General features: G+C 31.4%; 27 protein-coding genes. All 27 read right to left on the bottom strand.

Going from position 1 to position 17,084, the window contains the following annotated elements:
* Positions 1–29 precede the first annotated feature (29 nt).
* The 27 genes from secY to J5A73_RS09390 all read right to left on the bottom strand — a co-directional run bounded on the left by secY (position 30) and on the right by J5A73_RS09390 (position 16,945).
* Positions 30–1,337: a preprotein translocase subunit SecY gene (gene secY, locus J5A73_RS09260; RefSeq protein WP_211617432.1), complete on the bottom strand. Its 1,308-nt coding sequence runs from the start codon at positions 1,335–1,337 to the stop codon at positions 30–32.
* Between the two features lie 47 nt (positions 1,338–1,384).
* Complete coding sequence (gene rplO, locus J5A73_RS09265) at positions 1,385–1,999, bottom strand: 50S ribosomal protein L15 (protein WP_211615188.1); 615 nt, start codon at positions 1,997–1,999, stop codon at positions 1,385–1,387.
* Positions 2,000–2,005: 6 nt separating this feature from the next.
* On the bottom strand, positions 2,006–2,185 hold the full coding sequence (rpmD, locus tag J5A73_RS09270) for a 50S ribosomal protein L30 (protein ID WP_068155850.1): 180 nt from the start codon (positions 2,183–2,185) through the stop codon (positions 2,006–2,008).
* A gap of 22 nt (positions 2,186–2,207) precedes the next feature.
* A complete protein-coding gene (gene rpsE / locus J5A73_RS09275) occupies positions 2,208–2,729 on the bottom strand; it encodes a 30S ribosomal protein S5 (protein ID WP_211615190.1) in 522 nt (173 codons plus the stop codon).
* 21 nt (positions 2,730–2,750) lie between these two features.
* Positions 2,751–3,113, bottom strand: coding sequence for a 50S ribosomal protein L18 (gene rplR / locus J5A73_RS09280; protein WP_211615192.1), 363 nt, complete (start codon positions 3,111–3,113; stop codon positions 2,751–2,753).
* Positions 3,114–3,134: 21 nt separating this feature from the next.
* Positions 3,135–3,668, bottom strand: coding sequence for a 50S ribosomal protein L6 (gene rplF / locus J5A73_RS09285; RefSeq protein ID WP_211615194.1), 534 nt, complete (start codon positions 3,666–3,668; stop codon positions 3,135–3,137).
* A gap of 33 nt (positions 3,669–3,701) precedes the next feature.
* A complete protein-coding gene (gene rpsH / locus J5A73_RS09290; protein ID WP_211615196.1) occupies positions 3,702–4,097 on the bottom strand; it encodes a 30S ribosomal protein S8 in 396 nt (131 codons plus the stop codon).
* Between the two features lie 82 nt (positions 4,098–4,179).
* Positions 4,180–4,467, bottom strand: coding sequence for a 30S ribosomal protein S14 (rpsN, locus tag J5A73_RS09295; protein WP_211615198.1), 288 nt, complete (start codon positions 4,465–4,467; stop codon positions 4,180–4,182).
* A 30-nt stretch (positions 4,468–4,497) separates the two neighbouring features.
* Positions 4,498–5,037, bottom strand: a complete 540-nt coding sequence (rplE, locus tag J5A73_RS09300; RefSeq protein ID WP_211617434.1) for a 50S ribosomal protein L5 — start codon at positions 5,035–5,037, stop codon at positions 4,498–4,500.
* Between the two features lie 39 nt (positions 5,038–5,076).
* Entirely contained in the window at positions 5,077–5,460 is a 384-nt protein-coding gene (gene rplX / locus J5A73_RS09305; protein WP_211615200.1) for a 50S ribosomal protein L24, read from the bottom strand.
* A gap of 51 nt (positions 5,461–5,511) precedes the next feature.
* Positions 5,512–5,880, bottom strand: coding sequence for a 50S ribosomal protein L14 (gene rplN / locus J5A73_RS09310; RefSeq protein ID WP_211615202.1), 369 nt, complete (start codon positions 5,878–5,880; stop codon positions 5,512–5,514).
* 65 nt (positions 5,881–5,945) lie between these two features.
* Complete coding sequence (rpsQ, locus tag J5A73_RS09315) at positions 5,946–6,206, bottom strand: 30S ribosomal protein S17 (RefSeq protein WP_211615204.1); 261 nt, start codon at positions 6,204–6,206, stop codon at positions 5,946–5,948.
* Positions 6,207–6,217: 11 nt separating this feature from the next.
* Positions 6,218–6,409 carry a 50S ribosomal protein L29 gene (rpmC, locus tag J5A73_RS09320; RefSeq protein ID WP_068155820.1) on the bottom strand — a complete coding sequence of 64 codons (192 nt, stop codon included), beginning with the start codon at positions 6,407–6,409 and terminating at the stop codon, positions 6,218–6,220.
* Positions 6,409–6,831 (bottom strand): 50S ribosomal protein L16, encoded by a 423-nt coding sequence (gene rplP, locus J5A73_RS09325; protein WP_211615206.1) that lies wholly within the window; start codon positions 6,829–6,831, stop codon positions 6,409–6,411. Before rplP ends, rpmC begins: the two co-directional genes overlap by 1 nt.
* A gap of 1 nt (position 6,832) precedes the next feature.
* Positions 6,833–7,489, bottom strand: coding sequence for a 30S ribosomal protein S3 (gene rpsC / locus J5A73_RS09330; protein ID WP_211615208.1), 657 nt, complete (start codon positions 7,487–7,489; stop codon positions 6,833–6,835).
* Positions 7,490–7,516: 27 nt separating this feature from the next.
* Complete coding sequence (gene rplV / locus J5A73_RS09335; protein ID WP_211615211.1) at positions 7,517–7,858, bottom strand: 50S ribosomal protein L22; 342 nt, start codon at positions 7,856–7,858, stop codon at positions 7,517–7,519.
* 26 nt (positions 7,859–7,884) lie between these two features.
* Positions 7,885–8,157, bottom strand: coding sequence for a 30S ribosomal protein S19 (gene rpsS / locus J5A73_RS09340; protein ID WP_211615213.1), 273 nt, complete (start codon positions 8,155–8,157; stop codon positions 7,885–7,887).
* 109 nt (positions 8,158–8,266) lie between these two features.
* Positions 8,267–9,094: a 50S ribosomal protein L2 gene (gene rplB / locus J5A73_RS09345; RefSeq protein ID WP_211615215.1), complete on the bottom strand. Its 828-nt coding sequence runs from the start codon at positions 9,092–9,094 to the stop codon at positions 8,267–8,269.
* Positions 9,095–9,244: 150 nt separating this feature from the next.
* Positions 9,245–9,529: a 50S ribosomal protein L23 gene (gene rplW, locus J5A73_RS09350; protein ID WP_094079454.1), complete on the bottom strand. Its 285-nt coding sequence runs from the start codon at positions 9,527–9,529 to the stop codon at positions 9,245–9,247.
* Complete coding sequence (rplD, locus tag J5A73_RS09355) at positions 9,529–10,173, bottom strand: 50S ribosomal protein L4 (protein WP_094079455.1); 645 nt, start codon at positions 10,171–10,173, stop codon at positions 9,529–9,531. The genes rplW and rplD overlap by 1 nt, the downstream gene beginning before the upstream one ends.
* 26 nt (positions 10,174–10,199) lie before the next feature.
* Positions 10,200–10,826: a 50S ribosomal protein L3 gene (rplC, locus tag J5A73_RS09360; protein WP_211615217.1), complete on the bottom strand. Its 627-nt coding sequence runs from the start codon at positions 10,824–10,826 to the stop codon at positions 10,200–10,202.
* A 55-nt stretch (positions 10,827–10,881) separates the two neighbouring features.
* Positions 10,882–11,187, bottom strand: coding sequence for a 30S ribosomal protein S10 (rpsJ, locus tag J5A73_RS09365; RefSeq protein ID WP_068158281.1), 306 nt, complete (start codon positions 11,185–11,187; stop codon positions 10,882–10,884).
* A gap of 321 nt (positions 11,188–11,508) precedes the next feature.
* A complete protein-coding gene (gene tuf / locus J5A73_RS09370) occupies positions 11,509–12,693 on the bottom strand; it encodes an elongation factor Tu (protein ID WP_211615219.1) in 1,185 nt (394 codons plus the stop codon).
* Positions 12,694–12,767: 74 nt separating this feature from the next.
* Positions 12,768–14,852, bottom strand: a complete 2,085-nt coding sequence (gene fusA / locus J5A73_RS09375) for an elongation factor G (protein WP_211615221.1) — start codon at positions 14,850–14,852, stop codon at positions 12,768–12,770.
* A 114-nt stretch (positions 14,853–14,966) separates the two neighbouring features.
* Positions 14,967–15,437: a 30S ribosomal protein S7 gene (gene rpsG / locus J5A73_RS09380; protein WP_094079459.1), complete on the bottom strand. Its 471-nt coding sequence runs from the start codon at positions 15,435–15,437 to the stop codon at positions 14,967–14,969.
* A 33-nt stretch (positions 15,438–15,470) separates the two neighbouring features.
* Complete coding sequence (gene rpsL / locus J5A73_RS09385; RefSeq protein ID WP_068155792.1) at positions 15,471–15,851, bottom strand: 30S ribosomal protein S12; 381 nt, start codon at positions 15,849–15,851, stop codon at positions 15,471–15,473.
* 428 nt (positions 15,852–16,279) lie between these two features.
* The gene (locus J5A73_RS09390; protein WP_371813436.1) at positions 16,280–16,945 is read right to left on the bottom strand and encodes an N-acetylmuramoyl-L-alanine amidase; all 666 of its coding nucleotides are present in this window, start codon (positions 16,943–16,945) and stop codon (positions 16,280–16,282) included.
* Positions 16,946–17,084 lie beyond the last annotated feature (139 nt).

The raw sequence follows: 17,084 nt of genomic DNA on the forward strand, positions 1-17,084 counted from the left end.
ATGTTAAACATTCAAAAGCACTTTATTTTTTATCTATGTTTTTTTGATATAAAACCCTTCATTTTTTTAACCGCTAGATAAGAATCAATTTGAAGTAGTAATTCTACCGCTGTTCCGACTAAGATTAATAAACTTGTTCCCCCAAGCATAACAGGAAGATTTAGAACATATCCAAACCATATATTTGGCATAATTCCCAATACCGATAAAAATAAGGCACTTCCAAATGTTACTCTTGTCGCAACTTTTTCTAAATAATCTGCTGTTTCAGCTCCAGCTCTTATACTTGGAATTGTTCCTCCACTTTGTTTCAAATCTTCGGCAACTTTTTCTGGATCAAAAGCTATTGTAAGTGTATAAAAAAATGAAAAAACTGTAATTAATACTGCGAACAATAATAAATATAATGGTCCTTTTGGCTCAAACTGAGCGGTCAATATATTTTTTATTCTTCCACTTTTCATCATTCCCACTAAAAATGGTGGTGCTGCCATTAATACTGAAGCAAAAATGATTGGCATTACTCCAGACATATTTATTTTTAACGGCAAATAAGTTCTTTTTCCAACTGAACTTGTTCCTCCACCAAAACCAAGACTTCCTTTTCCTGCATATTGAATAGGAATTCTTCTTTCAGCTAACTGAATATACACCATAAGAGCAATAAATACAACAAAAGCTACAAATGACAATGTCTGTAAAACTGTTCCCATTCCTGATTTTAATGAAATCATCATCTGATTTACAACATTTGGCAAACCTGCGACAATATTCAAGAAAATCAACACAGAAGTTCCATTTCCAATTCCTCTTATAGATATTCTCTCAGAAATCCACATTAAAAATGAAGTTCCTCCTGTAATTAAAACTACCGCACTAATTATAAATTTAGCTCCTGGCTCTAAAACCAATCCTTGATTTTGCAACATTATAGCTATACCAAATGATTGAATTAAAGTCAATACAATAGTTATGTATCTAGTCCACTGCGTTATCTTATCTCTTTCTTTTCCACCTTCTTTTTGCATTTCATCAATTTTAGGAAAAATTACTCCCAACAATTGAAATACAATCGAAGCGTTAATGTACGGAACTATTCCCAATGCGAAAATAGATGCTCTTTCTACTGCTCCACCAGAAAATAAATTTAAAAATTGAGCAATTGCATTGTTACTTTGAAAATTTTTAAAAGCTTCCTGATTTATTCCTGGTACTGCAATATGAATTCCAACTCTTGCAACAAGTATCATAAGCAGCGTAAATGTAACTCTTTTTTCTAGTTCAGGAATGTTAAATATAGCTTTTAATCTACTAGTTACTGCTTCAGCTAGAGTCAATTTCATCACTCCTTTAATATATGAAGAAAAAGCAAGATATTAAAATCTTACTTAACTTCTTCTTCTTTTTTGTTATTTCCTGCTTTAGCTGAATATGATCTAATTTCTAATAACTCTACACTTCCACCAGCTTTTTCAATTAATTCTTTAGCTGTTTTTGAAATTCTGTGAGCTTTTACTGTTAATTTTTTATCAACTTCTGTATTCCCAATAACTTTTAATAAACTTGTATATTCTCTTTCTTTTACATAAGAGTCAATATTTTCTTTTAAATAAGCTTTTACAGCTCTTTTTCCTTTAATATTTCTCAATGTTTCATCTGAATATTTAGTTATAAATCTTGGGTTTTTAACTACTCCATTTTCAACTAATGTTTCTAAACTAACTACATCTCCGTCGTTGAATTTTTTAACAACATCGTTTAATGTAATTACGATAAAATCTTTTTTAAATGGGTGATTAGAAAATCCTCTTTTAGGGATTCTTCTAACTATTGGCATTTGTCCACCTTCAAATATTGGTGATACATATGAACCTGATCTTTGTTTTTGTCCGTTATGTCCTTTACCAGCTGTTTTCCCCCAACCAGTACCATGTCCTCTTCCGATTCTTCTTCTTTCTCTTTTAGAACCTTCGGCAGGTCTTAATTCATTAAGATTCATTTATTTTTAAACCTCCTCTACTTTAAGTAAATAAGAAACTAATTTAATTTTTCCTTCTATATCAGCAGTTTTGTTATGAACTGCGCTTTGACTGATTTTTCTTAATCCAAGTGATTTAACAGTCGCAACATGATTAGGTTTTCTTCCATTAATTCCTTTAACAAGTGTTACTTTTATTTTAGACATTAATTTTACCTCCTAACCTATATTATCCTAAAATTTCTTCAACTGATTTTCCTCTAAGTCTAGCTACTTCTTCAATTGATCTTAATTGTTTTAAACCTTCTAATGTAGCTCTTGCAACATTATCTTTGTTTTTTGAACCTCTAATTTTTGTAAGTATATCTGTTACTCCTGCTAATTCTAATAATTCTCTCGCTGCAGAACCTGCGATAACTCCAGTCCCTTTAGAAGCTGGTTTTAATAATACAGATGTCGCATTAAATTTACCAATTTGTTCGTGTGGTAAAGTTCCACCTTTTAATGATACAGTTACTAAATTTTTCTTAGCACTTGCAATTGCTTTTTTAATTGCATCAGGTACACCGTTTGCTTTTCCAAGTCCGATACCTACTCTACCTTTTTCATCACCAACTGCTGCTAATACTGAAAACGATATTCTTCTTCCACCTTTAACAGTTTTTGATACTCTGCTTATTCTTAACAATTTTTCTCTAAATTCATTGTCTTTATTATCTCTTGAATCTCTACTTTCTCTCTCTCTTGCCAAAGTTATTTTCCTCCTTTTCTCTTAGAATTGTAATCCTGCTTCTCTTGCAGCATCTGCTAATGCTTTAACTCTTCCTGTGTAAATGTATCCCGATCTATCAAATACAACAGTTGTTATTCCTTTATCCAACGCTTTTTTAGCAATTGATTCTCCGACTTTTTTTGCTGCTTCAATATTAGAACCATTTTCAAGTTTTGCATCTTTTTCAATTGTTGATGCAGAAACTAAAGTATTTCCAGTCACATCGTCAATTATTTGAACAAAAATATTTTTTGAACTTCTATACACAGAAAGTCTAGGTCTTTGTGCAGTTCCTGCGATTTTTTTTCTAATACTTTTATGTTTTTTTTGTCTTAATTTATTTCTATCAAGTTTTTTAATCACTAAAATCTACCTCCTATCTTTCTATCCTTTTTTACCTTCTTTTCTTCTAATTACTTCGTCAGCGTATTTAACTCCTTTTCCTTTGTAAGGTTCAGGTGCTCTTTTTGCTCTGATATTTGCAGCAACTTGTCCAACAAGTTGTTTATCGATTCCTTCTACTGAAATTTTAGTATTTCCTTCCACTTTGAAAGTAATTCCTTCCACAGCTTCGATTTCAACTGGATGAGAATATCCCAACGATAAAGTTAATCCTTTTCCATTAGCTTGTACTCTGTATCCAACCCCTACTAATTCCAATCCTTTAGAAAATCCTTCACTTACTCCTACAATCATATTATTTAAGTTTGCTCTTGTAGTTCCATGAAGTGCTCTAATATTTGGTAAATTACTTGATCTTTCAAATGTAATCTCATTACCATCTATATTTACTTTTATTTCACTGCTAAGTTCTCTTTCAAGTTGTCCTTTAGGTCCTTTTACAGTGAATTTATTACCATCTTGTTTAATTTCTACACCAGCTGGTATAGTTATAGGTTTATTACCTATTCTTGACATTGTTTATCCTCCTATATTTATAAAATGCGTAAATTACCACACGTAGCAAAGTACTTCTCCACCAACATTATGCTTTCTGCATTCTTTGTCTATAATAACACCTTTTGGCGTTGAGACAATGGCAATTCCTAACCCACCTAATACTTTAGGTAAATTTTCAACAGATGTGTATACTCTTCTTCCTGGTTTAGATATTCTTTTTAAACCTTTGATTACAGCTTCCCCATCTACATATTTTAAAGATACAACTATATTTTTTATAGCTCCTTCTTCTTTTATTTCATATCCTGCTATATATCCTTCATTTTTTAATATACTAGCCATACTCTCTTTAATTTTAGAAAATGGAACTGCTACTTTTGAATGTTTAGCCATTTGACCATTTCTAACTCTAGTAAGCATATCAGCAATAGGATCTGTTAAATACATTAATTTTCCTCCTCTCAATCTTTTGAAAAATTTTAATTTTAAATATTTTTAGCAATTTTATAACAAATTGCTTAACTTAAGATTACCAACTTGATTTTTTAACTCCAGGAATAACTCCTTCTCCTGCTAATTGTCTAAACATAACTCTTGATATTCCAAATTCTCTCATATATCCTCTTGGTCTACCATTAATTTGACATCTGTTTCTAACTCTTGTAGGTGAAGCATTTCTAGGTAATTTTGATAACTCTAAAACTGCTTCTCTATCACCTTTTTTAGCTCTTGCTTTTAATTCAGCTCTTTTAGCTGCATATTTATCAACTGTTCTTTCTCTTTTTAAGTTTCTTTCAACCATTGCTTTTTTAGCCATTGATTAAATTACACCTCCTTCAAAATAATACTATTTTGCAAACGGCATTCCGAATGCTTTTAACAAAGCTCTTCCTTGCTCATCATTTTCTGCTGTAGATACAATTGTGATTCCTAATCCAAAGATTTTATCTACTTTATCAATTTCGATTTCAGGGAATACGATTTGTTCTCTTAATCCCAATGTATAATTTCCTCTTCCATCAAATCCTTTAGGTGAAACACCTTCGAAATCTCTAACTCTTGGTAAAGTAACACTAATTAATCTATCTAAAAATTCGTACATTTTTTCTTTTCTCAATGTTACTTTTACACCGATTTTTTGTCCTTCTCTCAATTTAAATCCAGCTTCTGATTTTTTAGCAGTTCTTGCAACAGGCTGTTGTCCTGTAATCAGTTTTAATTCATTTAATGCTGTATCAATTAATTTAGGGTTGTTTACTGCTTCACCAATCCCCATATTTACGATAATTTTGTCAATTTTTGGCACTTGCATGATGTTTTTTAAATTTAATTCTTTCATCAAAGAAGAGATAATTTCTTCTTTATATAATTTTTGTAATCTTGGCATGTATTTTTCAGACATTTATTCATCCTCCTCTCTCAAATATTATATTTCATTACCAGATACTACTGATATTCTCACTTTTTTTCCATCTCTAAATTCTTTTCTAGTTCTAGTTGGTTTTTTAGCACTTTCATCCCAAATCATAACTTTAGAAGCGAATATTGGCATTTCTCTTTCGACAACTTCACCTTGTGGGTTCGTTGCATTAGGTTTAACATGTCTTTTTTGAATATTTACACCTTCAACAATAATTTTTCCAGTTTTAGGGAATACTTTTAATATTTTTCCTATTTTTCCTTTATCTCCAGTTTGAGCGCTTTTTTCATTTCTAGGTAAATCTTTTGATCTTCCGCTAATTACAATAACTGTATCTCCAGTTTTAACATGTAATTTTTTAGGTACTGATTTTACTCTTGGTTTTGCCACTTTCAAACTCTCCTTCCTATTAATTTATCTTTTATAAAAAACTTTATTTAATTATAGTACTTCTGGTGCCAATGAAACAATTTTCATAAAGTTTTTACCTCTTAATTCTCTTGCCACAGGTCCGAAAATTCTCGTTCCTCTAACTTCTAATGCAGTGTTTAAAATAACAGCAGCATTATCATCAAATTTTATATAAGAACCATCTGCTCTTTTTAATTCTTTTCTTGTTCTAACGATTACAGCTTTTACAACTTCCCCTTTTTTCACATTTCCATTAGGGATAGCTTCTTTAACTGACGCTACTACAATATCACCAATTTTACCGAATCTTCTTCTTGAACCACCTAATACTCTGATAACCATAATTTTTTTAGCTCCAGTATTATCAGCAACATTAAGTATTGTTTGTTGTTGAACCATTTAAAATTTCCTCCTCTCAAAAATTAAAAATATGTCTAAATTTGAATTTTACTATTAATCTAAAACTATTTAGCTTTTTCTAAAATAGTAACAACTCTCCATCTTTTATCTTTACTTAATGGTCTAGTTTCCATAATTTGAACTCTATCCCCTACGCCACATTCATTTTTTTCATCATGTGCTTTATATTTTTTAGAAGTTTTCACTCTTTTTTTATAAATTTTATGTAATCTCATTGTCTCTTCCAAAACGACTACTGTTTTATCCATTTTATCAGAAACAACGATTCCTTCTCTTACTTTTCTTTCGTTTCTTTTAGCTTCCACTTAGGATCCTCCTATTTAACAGTTTTTTCAGTCACAACAGTTTTTAATCTTGCTATTGTTCTTTTAACATCTTTTATTTTAGCAGTGTTTTGTAATTGTCCAAGAGTTTTTTGAAATTTTAAATTAAATAATTCCTGTTTCAACTCATTTACTTTAGTTTCCAATTCTTCTAATGATAATTCTCTAATTTCTTTGATTGTCATTATTTATCACCACCTACTTCTTTTCTCACAAATTTAACTTTTATAGGTAGTTTATGTCCAGCTTTTCTTAATGCTTCTTTGGCTTTTTCTTCCGATACTCCGCCAACTTCAAACATTACCTTATCTCTTTTTACTACTGCTACCCAACCTTCTGTATTACCTTTACCTTTACCCATTCTTGTTCCTTCAGGTCTTTTAGTATAAGGTTTGTCAGGAAATATTCTAATCCAAATTTTACCTTCTCTTTTAAATGTTCTGTTGATTGTAATTCTACAAGCTTCTATTTGTCTTGAAGTAATCCAACCAAACTCTTTTGCTGCAAGTCCAAATTCTCCAAAGCTAACTTTGTTTCCTTTAGTTGCAATTCCTCCCATTTTCCCTCTGAACTGTTTTCTATATTTTGTTCTTTTAGGTATTAACATATTATTTTTCTCCTCCTTCCTTTGTAGCAGAAAGAACTTCACCATTGAAAATCCATACTTTCAATCCTAATGCACCATATGTAGTGTGTGCTGTCGCTGTTGCATAATCAACATCCGCTCTTAAAGTATGTAATGGTACTCTTCCTGAAAGTGTCCATTCACTTCTCGCAATTTCGGCACCATTTAATCTTCCAGATACCATAACTTTAATTCCTTTGATTCCAGCTTTTTCAGCTCTTTGAATAGCTTGTTGAACCGCTCTTTTATAAGCAACCCTTTTTTCAATTGCTGTTGCGATACTTTCAGCTACTAATTGTGCATCTTTATTTGGGTTTTTGATTTCTTGAACTTTAATTTGAACTTTTTTACCAGTTAATTTTTCTAATTTTATTTTTAAAGTTTCAATTTCTTGACCTTTTCTACCAATTAAAATTCCTGCTTTTCCAGTTTCAACAACAACTCCTACTTCAGTAGGTGATGTTCTCTCTATTTGAATAGAAGAAATTCCTGCATGGTAATAATTTTTTTTGATATATTCTTTTATTTTTAAATCTTCATGAAAGTTTACTAAATATTCTTTTCCCTCAGCGAACCATTTTGAATCCCAAGTTCTTGTGATTCCTAATCTTATCCCCCTAGGATCTACTTTTTGTCCCACAGACTTACCTCCTTTATTTGTCTAAAATTATCCTTCTTGTCTTTCATCAACTTCAACTGTTATGTGAGCAGTTGGTTTTCTTATAACATCCGCTCTTCCCATTGCTCTTGGGCTGATTCTTTTTAATACAGGTCCTTTGTCAATTAAGATTTTTGAGATAAATAATTTATCAGGATCCATATTGTTGTTATGTTCAGCATTTGCAATTGCTGATCTTAAAGTTTTTTCTATATATTTTGCTGCTTTTTTATTTGTAAATTTTAATACATTTAATGCTTGTAGCGCATTTTTACCTCTTACTATATCAGCAACTAATCTTGCTTTTTGAGGACTTAATCTTTGATATTTTAATTTAGCTACTACTGCCATTTAAAGGCCTCCTTTCGTTAATTTACTTATTTTTTAGCTTTTTTCGCATCTTTTCCGTGTCCATAGAAAGTTCTAGTTGGTGCAAATTCACCTAACTTATGTCCTACCATTTCCTCAGTTACATATACAGGTATATGTTTTTTACCGTTATACACAGCAAATGTGTGTCCAATAAATTGAGGGAATATAGTTGATCTTCTTGACCATGTTTTAATAACTTGTTTTTTTTCTCCTAATGCTTCAACTTTTTTTAATAAATATGCATCAACAAAAGGTCCTTTTTTTAATGAACGAGCCATTCTTTCCTCCTTTATCAAATTTTCTAAACTCATAAAAATGACGCTTACACACCATAAAATAATATTTTAGATGCGTTAAGCAACATTTTCATCTAATATCATTAAAATACTATTTTTTTCTTCTTCTAACAATAAATTTATCACTAAGTTTTTTACCTCTAGTTTTCTTCCCAAGAGTTGGTTTACCCCAAGGTGTAACTGGTGATTTTCTACCTATTGGAGATCTTCCTTCTCCTCCTCCATGTGGGTGATCCACAGGGTTCATTACTGATCCTCTAACATGAGGTTTTCTTCCTAAGTGTCTATTTCTTCCAGCTTTACCTAATGATACTAATGAATGTTCAGAATTTCCTACTGTTCCAATTGTAGCCATACATTCTTTGTGAATTAATCTCAATTCTCCTGATGGTAATTCCACATGGCAATAAGTTCCTTCTTTTGCAACAAGTCTTGCAGCTGTTCCTGCAGATCTTGCCAACTGTCCACCTTTACCAGGCATAAGTTCTACATTGTGAATTACAGTCCCAACTGGCAAGTTTTTCAATTTTAAAGCATTTCCTGGTTTAATATCAACATTTTCTCCAGCTATTACTGTATCACCTTTTTTTAATCCGTTTGGAGCTAAGATATATCTTTTTTCTCCATCAACATAGTGTAACAATGCAATGTTTGCAGTTCTGTTTGGATCATATTCAAGAGTTGCAACTTTTGCAGGCACTCCAATTTTATTTCTTTTCCAGTCGATTACTCTATATAATCTTTTATGTCCTTTATGTCTGTTTCTTCCTGTTCTATGTCCATAGTTGTCAATTCCATATGAAGAATTTAATGGTTCAACTAAAGATTTTTCAGGTCTTACTTTATCTAATTCATTATTAACTAATATCGACATATGCCTTGTCCCACTAGTTATTGGTTTCAACTTTTTAATTGGCATAACTTTTTTTACCTCTTTTCTTTTATAATTTCTCTAAATTTTTTAAATATTGTATGTATTATAACATTTTTTTCAAATAATTTCCACAAAAAAATTATAAAATTTTTATTTATTTAAAATTTTATTTTTTAAAAATTATTTTAAATCTTTTTATCCTTCGTAAGCTGAGATAGTTTCTCCATCTTTCAATTTAACAATTGCTTTTTTAATAGCTGGAGTTTTATACATAGACATTCTAAATCTTTCAGATTTTGGTTTAATGTTCAATGTATTTACACCTTTAACTTTTACATTAAATAATTTTTCTACAGCTTCTTTTATTTGGATTTTGTTTGCTCTTTTATCTACGATAAAAACATATTCATTGTTTTCTAATAAAGTTCTTGCTTTTTCTGTATTAATTACAGGTTTTTTGATTATATCAGTAATATGCATTACGCTAACACCTCCTCGATAGTTGCTAGTGCTTCTTTTGTAAGAACTACTTTATCTTGTTTAATTAACCAGTAAATATTTAATTCTCTCGTACTAATTGTAGTAACTTTTTCAATATTTCTAGTAGATAGTTCTACAGAATAATCTCTATCAAAGTTTTCTGAATCAAAACTTACTACGAATAATTGTTTCAATCCATCAAAATTTAAAGCTTTTGCAAAGTTTATAAATGTTTTAGTTTTTGGTGTTTCTAATGTGAAATCATCCAATACAATTACATTTCCTTCGTTAATTTTTGTAGCTAATGCAGATTTTAAAGCTAATTTTCTAACTTTCTTATTAACTTTTTTAGCATAACTTCTTGGTTTTGGTCCGTGAGTAACTCCTCCACCTACCATATGTGGTGCTCTTGTTGACCCTTGTCTAGCTCTTCCTGTTCCTTTTTGTCTAAAAGGTTTTCTTCCTCCACCTCTTACTTCTGCTCTAGTTTTTGTTGATGCAGTTCCTTGTCTAGCTTCTGCTAATTCTGCAACTAAAACTTCGTGCATTACATTTTTATTTGGTTCAATTCCAAAAATTTCGTTGTTTACTTCTACAGTTCCTGCTTGTGAACCGTCTAATTTGTATATGTTTAAAACTGGCATTTTATCCTCCTCTCTTTCCTACTTAATTAATATTTTTTTACTGCTTTTTTTATTATTAAAAATCCATTTTTAGGTCCTGGAACCGCACCTTTTACTAATAAAAGGTTATTTTCTACATCAAATTTAACAACTTGCAAGTTTTGAACTGTAACTTTTTCAGCTCCCAATCTTCCAGCCATTTTTTTACCTTTAGGTACATTACTGTTTGAAGCAGCACCTCCGGCATTTGATCCTCCAAGTCTGTGATTTCTTGAAACCCCGTGTGAAGCTCTGTTTCCTCCAAAGTTATGTCTTTTCATAACTCCAGCAGTTCCTTTACCTTTTGAAGTTCCTGTAATATCAATAAATTCAATTCCTTCTAAAACATCTAATTTAATTTCTTGTCCTAATGAAAATTCTTCTGGATTTTCAACTTTAAATTCTCTTAAAAATCTTTTCGGAGTAATTCCAGCTTTTTTGAAAATTCCTAATTCTGGTTTAGTTGTATTTTTTTCTTTTTTATCTCCATATGCTAAGGTTATAGCGTTATATCCTTCTTTTTCAACTGTCTTGATTTGTGTTACAAAATTTGTTCCAGCTTCAATTACTGTAACTGGGATTAATTGTTCATTTTCGAAAATTTGAGTCATTCCAACTTTTTTTCCTAATATCATTTTTTAATTTTCCTCCTTAATATATTGGTTGAGCTTACCCCAACTTGTACTAAGCTTACGATTGCTTAATTTCAACTCCCACACCTGATGGTAAGTTCAATGATGCTAATGCATTTACGATTTGTTGATTAGAATTTTTAATTTCTACAAATCTTCTATGTATTCTCATTTCAAATTGTTCTCTTGAATCTTTGTTCACATGAACAGATCTTAAAACTGTATATTTTTTGATTTTTGTAGGCAATGGAAGTGGTCCTGCTAATTGTGAACCATTCTTTTTAGCTACTTCTGCAATTTTTTTAGCAGATTGGTCTAACAATTTATGATCGTAAGATTGAAGATATATTCTTAATTTATCCAATTTTTTTCCTCCTATTTTTATAAAACACTTTTCAAAGTTACAAAATCTTTTTTTTTATTGAATTCCAAAGGAATGAGAAAATATTTCTCCCAAACCTTTGAAAATTTTATTTTAGTGAACTACTCCCGCTTTTAGAAGTGGGAGCTTCTTGGGAAGTATCTGCTTTTGTTAGCCAAATATATTTACCAAGCTCTTCGGGTAATTCCTACCCTGATATATTTAGTGTAATACATTTTGCTATAAATATCAATCAAAAATGCAATTCATCTCCCACTTATAGATGTTGGAGACTTCTTGCTATCTTTTTGTTAAATTAATCAATTATTTAGTAATAGTTGCAACTACTCCTGAAGCTACTGTTCTTCCACCTTCTCTAATCGCAAATCTTAATCCTTCTTCCATTGCAATTGGGTGAATCAATTCTACTGTCATTTCAATGTTATCTCCAGGCATTACCATTTCTACACCTTCTGGTAAGTTTACTTCTCCTGTAATATCAGTTGTTCTGAAATAGAATTGTGGTTTGTATCCTGTAAAGAATGGAGTATGTCTTCCTCCTTCATCTTTTGTCAATACATATACTTCTGATTTAAATCCTGTATGTGGAGTGATTGTTCCTGGTTTTGCCAATACTTGTCCTCTTTCCACTTCTTCTTTCTTAGTTCCTCTTAATAATGCTCCTATATTATCTCCAGCTTGTCCTGAATCTAATAATTTTCTGAACATTTCTACTCCTGTTACTGTTGTTTTTGAAGTTGGTTTAATTCCTACGATTTCTACTTCTTCCCCAACTTTTACTACTCCTCTTTCTACTCTTCCTGTTACTACTGTTCCTCTTCCTGTAATTGTGAATACATCTTCAATTGGCATAAGGAATGGTTGGTCAATTGGTCTTTCTGGTGTTGGGATATATTCATCCACTGCATCCATCAATTCCATGATTGCATCTACCCATTTTTGTTCTCCATTTAATGCTCCTAATGAAGACCCTTTAATTACTGGTACATCGTCTCCAGGGAATCCGTATTCATTTAATAATTCTCTTACTTCCATTTCTACTAATTCTAATAATTCTTCGTCGTCTACCATATCTACTTTATTTAAGTATACTACGATATAAGGTACTCCTACTTGTCTTGCTAGCAAGATGTGTTCTCTTGTTTGAGGCATTGGACCGTCAGCTGCTGATACTACTAGAATAGCACCATCCATTTGAGCTGCTCCTGTGATCATGTTTTTTACATAATCCGCGTGTCCTGGACAATCTACGTGAGCGTAGTGTCTTTTTGCAGTTTCATACTCAATGTGAGCAGTGTTAATTGTAATTCCTCTTTCTCTTTCTTCAGGAGCTTGGTCAATGTTTTCAAAATCAACTTTTTCAGCTAATCCTTTTTCAGATAATACTTTTGAAATTGCTGCTGTTGTTGTTGTTTTTCCGTGGTCAACGTGACCAATTGTTCCTATGTTTACATGTGGTTTACTTCTCTCGAATTTAGCTTTTGCCATCTTTCTCTTTTTCCTCCATATTTTATTTTAAATTTCTTTTATTTTTTTTTAATTTTATTTAGTTTTACTTTACTTTACTTTCCTTGTCTTTCATCAATAACTTGTTGTGCAATATTTTTAGGCACTTCTACATATTTTTCAAATTCCATTGAATATGAAGCTCTTCCTTGAGTTTTTGATCTTAAGTCAGTTGCATATCCAAACATTTGAGCTAATGGTACTTGTGCATCAATAATTTTTGCATTATTTCTATCAGTCATTCCTGAAACTTGTCCTCTTCTTGAGTTCAAGTCTCCGATTACATCTCCCATATATTCTTCTGGTGTTGTAACTTCAACTTTAAAAATTGGTTCTAATAATACTGGGTTTGCAGCTCTTAGAGCTTTTTTGATTGCCATTGATCCAGCAATTTTAAACGCCATTTCTGATGAATCGACTTCGTGGTAAGATCCGTCGTATAATGTAACTTTTACATCTTGAACTGGGTATCCTGCAACTACTCCCGCTTCTAGTGCTTCTTGAATACCTTTATCTACAGCTGGAATATATTCTCTTGGAATAGCTCCTCCTGTAATTTGATTGATAAATTCATAGCCTTTATCTGGATTTGCTTCAACTTTCATCTTAACATGTCCGTATTGTCCACGTCCTCCTGATTGTTTAGCATATTTTTCTTCAACATCCGCTGCACCATTGATTGTTTCTCTGTATGCAACTTGTGGTTTACCTACATTTGCTTCAACTTTAAATTCTCTCTTCATTCTGTCTACGATGATTTCCAAATGTAATTCTCCCATTCCTGAAATCAATGTTTGTCCAGTTTCTTGGTTAGTTGTAACTTTAAATGTTGGATCTTCTTCAGCAAGTTTTGAAAGTGCTGTTCCCATTTTTTCTTGGTCAGCTTTTGTTTTTGGTTCAACAGCTATTTGAATAACTGTATCAGGGAATTCCATTTTTTCTAGGATAATTGGCGCATTTTCAGCACACAATGTATCTCCTGTTGTAGTATCCTTTAATCCAACTGCAGCAGCTATATCTCCAGAGTAAACTACATCAAGTTCTTCTCTCTTATTAGCGTGCATTTGAAGCAATCTTCCCATTCTTTCTTTTTTACCTTTAGTTGAGTTCAATACATAAGAACCTTTTTCTAAAATTCCTGAATAAACTCTGAAGAATGATAATCTTCCAACAAATGGATCTGTGATAATTTTAAATGCCAATGCTGAGAATGGAGCGTCATCGCTAATTTCTCTTTCCATTGGTTCTTCAGTTTTAGGATCAGTTCCTTTTACTTTTCCTTCATTGATATCAACTGGTGAAGGCATATAAGCAACGATTGCATCAAGTAATGGTTGAATTCCTTTATTTTTAAATGCTGTTCCACATAATACTGGTACAACAGTTCCTTCGATTGTAGCAGCTCTCAATGCTTTTTTGATTTCTTCTTCAGAAATTTCTTCTCCACCGAAGTATTTTTCCATTAATTCATCATCAGTTTCAACTACAGATTCAATCATATGCTCTCTTGCTTCTTCAGCTTTTTCAGCTAATTCTGCTCTAATTTCAGTAATATCATAGTCTGCACCCATAGTTTCATCTTTAAATAAATATTCTTTCATTGTTACCAAGTCAATGATTCCTTCGAAATCATCTTCAGCACCAATTGGTAATTGAATAGGTACGCCGTTTCCACCTAATTTTTCTTTAATGTCGTTGACGCACATATCGAAATCTGCTCCAACTCTATCCATTTTATTAAAGAAAGCCATTCTTGGAACGTTGTATTTATCAGCTTGTCTCCAAACTGTTTCAGATTGTGGTTGAACACCATCAACTGCTGAGAACACTGCAACCGCTCCATCTAATACTCTTAAAGATCTTTCAACTTCAACCGTAAAGTCAACGTGACCTGGTGTATCTATGATGTTAATTCTATGTTTATTCCAAAATGCAGTTGTTGCTGCTGATGTAATTGTAATTCCTCTTTCTTGTTCTTGTTCCATATAATCCATTGTAGCGGCTCCTTCATGAACCTCTCCAATTTTATGGTTAACTCCTGTATAGAATAAAATTCTTTCAGTTGTAGTTGTTTTTCCAGCATCAATATGAGCCATGATACCAATATTTCTAGTATCTTTCAAAGCAACTTTTCTTGCCATTTAAGTTTTCCTCCTTAATTTATTAACTGTCTTCTGACAAATAAAAAGTTTTTTACAAAAACTTTTAAAAATTCTCTTAAATCTGCTATATCAAGAGATTTTTTTATAAGAAAATTACCATTTGTAATGTGCGAACGCTCTATTTGCTTCAGCCATTTTATAAGTATCTTCTTTTTTCTTAATTGATCCACCTTCATTATTAGCGGCTGCAATTAATTCTTTTTTAAGTTTAGCTACCATTCCATATTCTTTTCTTTCTCTTGTGTATCTAACTAACCATCTGATTGCTAAAGTTTGTTGTCTTTCTTTTCTAACTTCAACTGGTACTTGGTAAGTAGCTCCTCCGATTCTTCTTGATCTAACTTCTAATTGAGGTCTAACATTTTCCATTGCTCTTCTGAACACTTCAATTCCCTCTTCGTTAGTTTCTTCCTTAATTTCGTTTAATGCTGTATAAAAAATACTTTCTGCTAATGATTTTTTTCCGTCTTTCATTAATCCATTTATGAATTTAGTTACTACTTTATCATTGTATTGCGAATCAGGCAAAACATCTCTTTTTTCCGCTCTTCTTCTTCTTGACACTATTTGTCCTCCTTACTTTTTCAAAAAATTTAATTATTTAGCTGCTGCCGGTTTTTTTGCACCGTATCTTGATCTACCTTGTTTTCTGTTTACAACTCCTGCTGTATCCAATGCTCCTCTGATTATTTTATATCTAACCCCTGGCAAATCTTTTGTTCTTCCTCCTCTTAAAAGAACGATACTGTGTTCTTGTAAGTTGTGTCCGATTCCTGGAATATAAGCAGTTACTTCAATTCCATTTACTAATTTAACCCTTGCTACTTTTCTTAACGCTGAGTTTGGTTTTTTAGGTGTAGTTGTATATACTCTTACACAAACCCCTCTTTTTTGTGGATTACCTTTTAATGCAGGTGATTTTTTCTTTTTTTCAGTTGTACTTCTACCAAATCTTACTAATTGATTAATAGTAGGCATCTTTTTCCTCCTCTCAAATTTCTTTAATTTATATATATTCTGTCGTTATTTTCAAAACTAAAACTTTTTTCAAATAAAGCTCATTTCTTCAGTTTATGTCTTTTATTAAAAAACATAGGTGTACATTTATTTTAAATGTAGCAACTTACTTCTAAATTCACTCTATAAAAATATTAAAAATATTTTTAATGATTTAGTTTATGAGTTATAACGGAAAGCTTTTCCCAATATTTCATATCAGGCACAACGGACGCTCAACCCTGAACTATTGCAATTTTATTTTGCAACATTTTACCAAAAACATTTTATACTAAAAAAGACCTTTTGTCAAGGGTAAACAATAGTTTTTTTTTAACTTAGCTCTCCAAAATTCCCTTCAAAAAAATAATTTTAGAATATCTTTTTTAGTTTCAAATAAATTTACATCTTTATTTTTCTCTAAAATATTTTTCTATTCCATTTAAAATTCCTGTCACCATTTTATTTTGATATTCTTGTGTTGCCATTTTTCTATCTTCTGCAGGATTTGACATAAATCCTAATTCTATTAATGTAGTTGGAACTTTTGACCAGTTTGTCCCTGTTAAGTCATCTCTGTATGAAATTCCTCTGTTTTTAGCACCTGTCGCTTTTACATATTCAGATAAAATATCTCTTGACAATTTTTCACTCGGACGCTGAACATCTTTTGTATATGGATTTTTTGCTGAAGCTGTCAAAACTGAAACTCCGTTTGTACTTGAATTGTTTATTCCATCGGCATGTATTCTGATATAGGCTTCACATCCCATGCTATTTGCTTTTTCAGCTCTCTCCTTATTACTTATATTTACATCATTTGTTTCTCTTATCATATAAACTGGATAACCTTTTGTTTTTAATGCATCTCTTAATTTTAATCCAACTTCAAGAGTCAACTGATATTCATTTTTTTTTGTTGCAACTCCTCTTGTCCCAGATGAAACTTTCACTTTTCTCACATTCGATCCTGGCGCTACAGGTTCAAGTCCTGAATTTCCTTTTAATTGATGACCAGGATCAATACAAACTAAACCTTTATCGGTTCCAGCTGCATTAAGCGGTACCACTGCCATAAGTCCCGTTATTACTAAATACAATATTCCTTTTATTTTAAACATTTCTATCTCCTCCAAAATTTTTTTAAAAAATATAGTCAAACAAGTTTTACTAAAAATCTTTGCTTGACTGTATTATTTTTTGTTTCAGCAATTG

This window comes from Leptotrichia sp. oral taxon 218 (genome assembly GCF_018128225.1).
Lineage (GTDB): Bacteria > Fusobacteriota > Fusobacteriia > Fusobacteriales > Leptotrichiaceae > Leptotrichia.

Coding starts and splice junctions, on each gene's coding strand:
- rplO (WP_211615188.1), bottom strand. CDS start 1,999: ATGAATCTTAATGAATTAAGACCTGCCGAAGGTTCTAAAAGAGAAAGA.
- rpmD (WP_068155850.1), bottom strand. CDS start 2,185: ATGTCTAAAATAAAAGTAACACTTGTTAAAGGAATTAATGGAAGAAAA.
- rplF (WP_211615194.1), bottom strand. CDS start 3,668: ATGTCAAGAATAGGTAATAAACCTATAACTATACCAGCTGGTGTAGAA.
- rpsH (WP_211615196.1), bottom strand. CDS start 4,097: ATGTATTTAACAGATCCTATTGCTGATATGCTTACTAGAGTTAGAAAT.
- rpsN (WP_211615198.1), bottom strand. CDS start 4,467: ATGGCTAAAAAAGCAATGGTTGAAAGAAACTTAAAAAGAGAAAGAACA.
- rplE (WP_211617434.1), bottom strand. CDS start 5,037: ATGCCAAGATTACAAAAATTATATAAAGAAGAAATTATCTCTTCTTTG.
- rplN (WP_211615202.1), bottom strand. CDS start 5,880: ATGGTTCAACAACAAACAATACTTAATGTTGCTGATAATACTGGAGCT.
- rpmC (WP_068155820.1), bottom strand. CDS start 6,409: ATGACAATCAAAGAAATTAGAGAATTATCATTAGAAGAATTGGAAACT.
- rplP (WP_211615206.1), bottom strand. CDS start 6,831: ATGTTAATACCTAAAAGAACAAAATATAGAAAACAGTTCAGAGGGAAA.
- rplV (WP_211615211.1), bottom strand. CDS start 7,858: ATGGCAGTAGTAGCTAAATTAAAATATCAAAGATTAAGTCCTCAAAAA.
- rpsS (WP_211615213.1), bottom strand. CDS start 8,157: ATGGCTCGTTCATTAAAAAAAGGACCTTTTGTTGATGCATATTTATTA.
- rplB (WP_211615215.1), bottom strand. CDS start 9,094: ATGCCAATTAAAAAGTTGAAACCAATAACTAGTGGGACAAGGCATATG.
- rplW (WP_094079454.1), bottom strand. CDS start 9,529: ATGCATATTACTGATATAATCAAAAAACCTGTAATTAATACAGAAAAA.
- rplD (WP_094079455.1), bottom strand. CDS start 10,173: ATGCCAGTTTTAAACATATACAAATTAGACGGTTCACAAGCAGGAACT.
- rplC (WP_211615217.1), bottom strand. CDS start 10,826: ATGATATTAGGAAAAAAAGTTGGAATGACTCAAATTTTCGAAAATGAA.
- tuf (WP_211615219.1), bottom strand. CDS start 12,693: ATGGCAAAAGCTAAATTCGAGAGAAGTAAACCACATGTAAACATAGGA.
- fusA (WP_211615221.1), bottom strand. CDS start 14,852: ATGGCAAGAAAAGTTGCTTTGAAAGATACTAGAAATATTGGTATCATG.
- rpsL (WP_068155792.1), bottom strand. CDS start 15,851: ATGCCTACTATTAATCAATTAGTAAGATTTGGTAGAAGTACAACTGAA.
- J5A73_RS09390 (WP_371813436.1), bottom strand. CDS start 16,945: ATGGCAGTGGTACCGCTTAATGCAGCTGGAACCGATAAAGGTTTAGTT.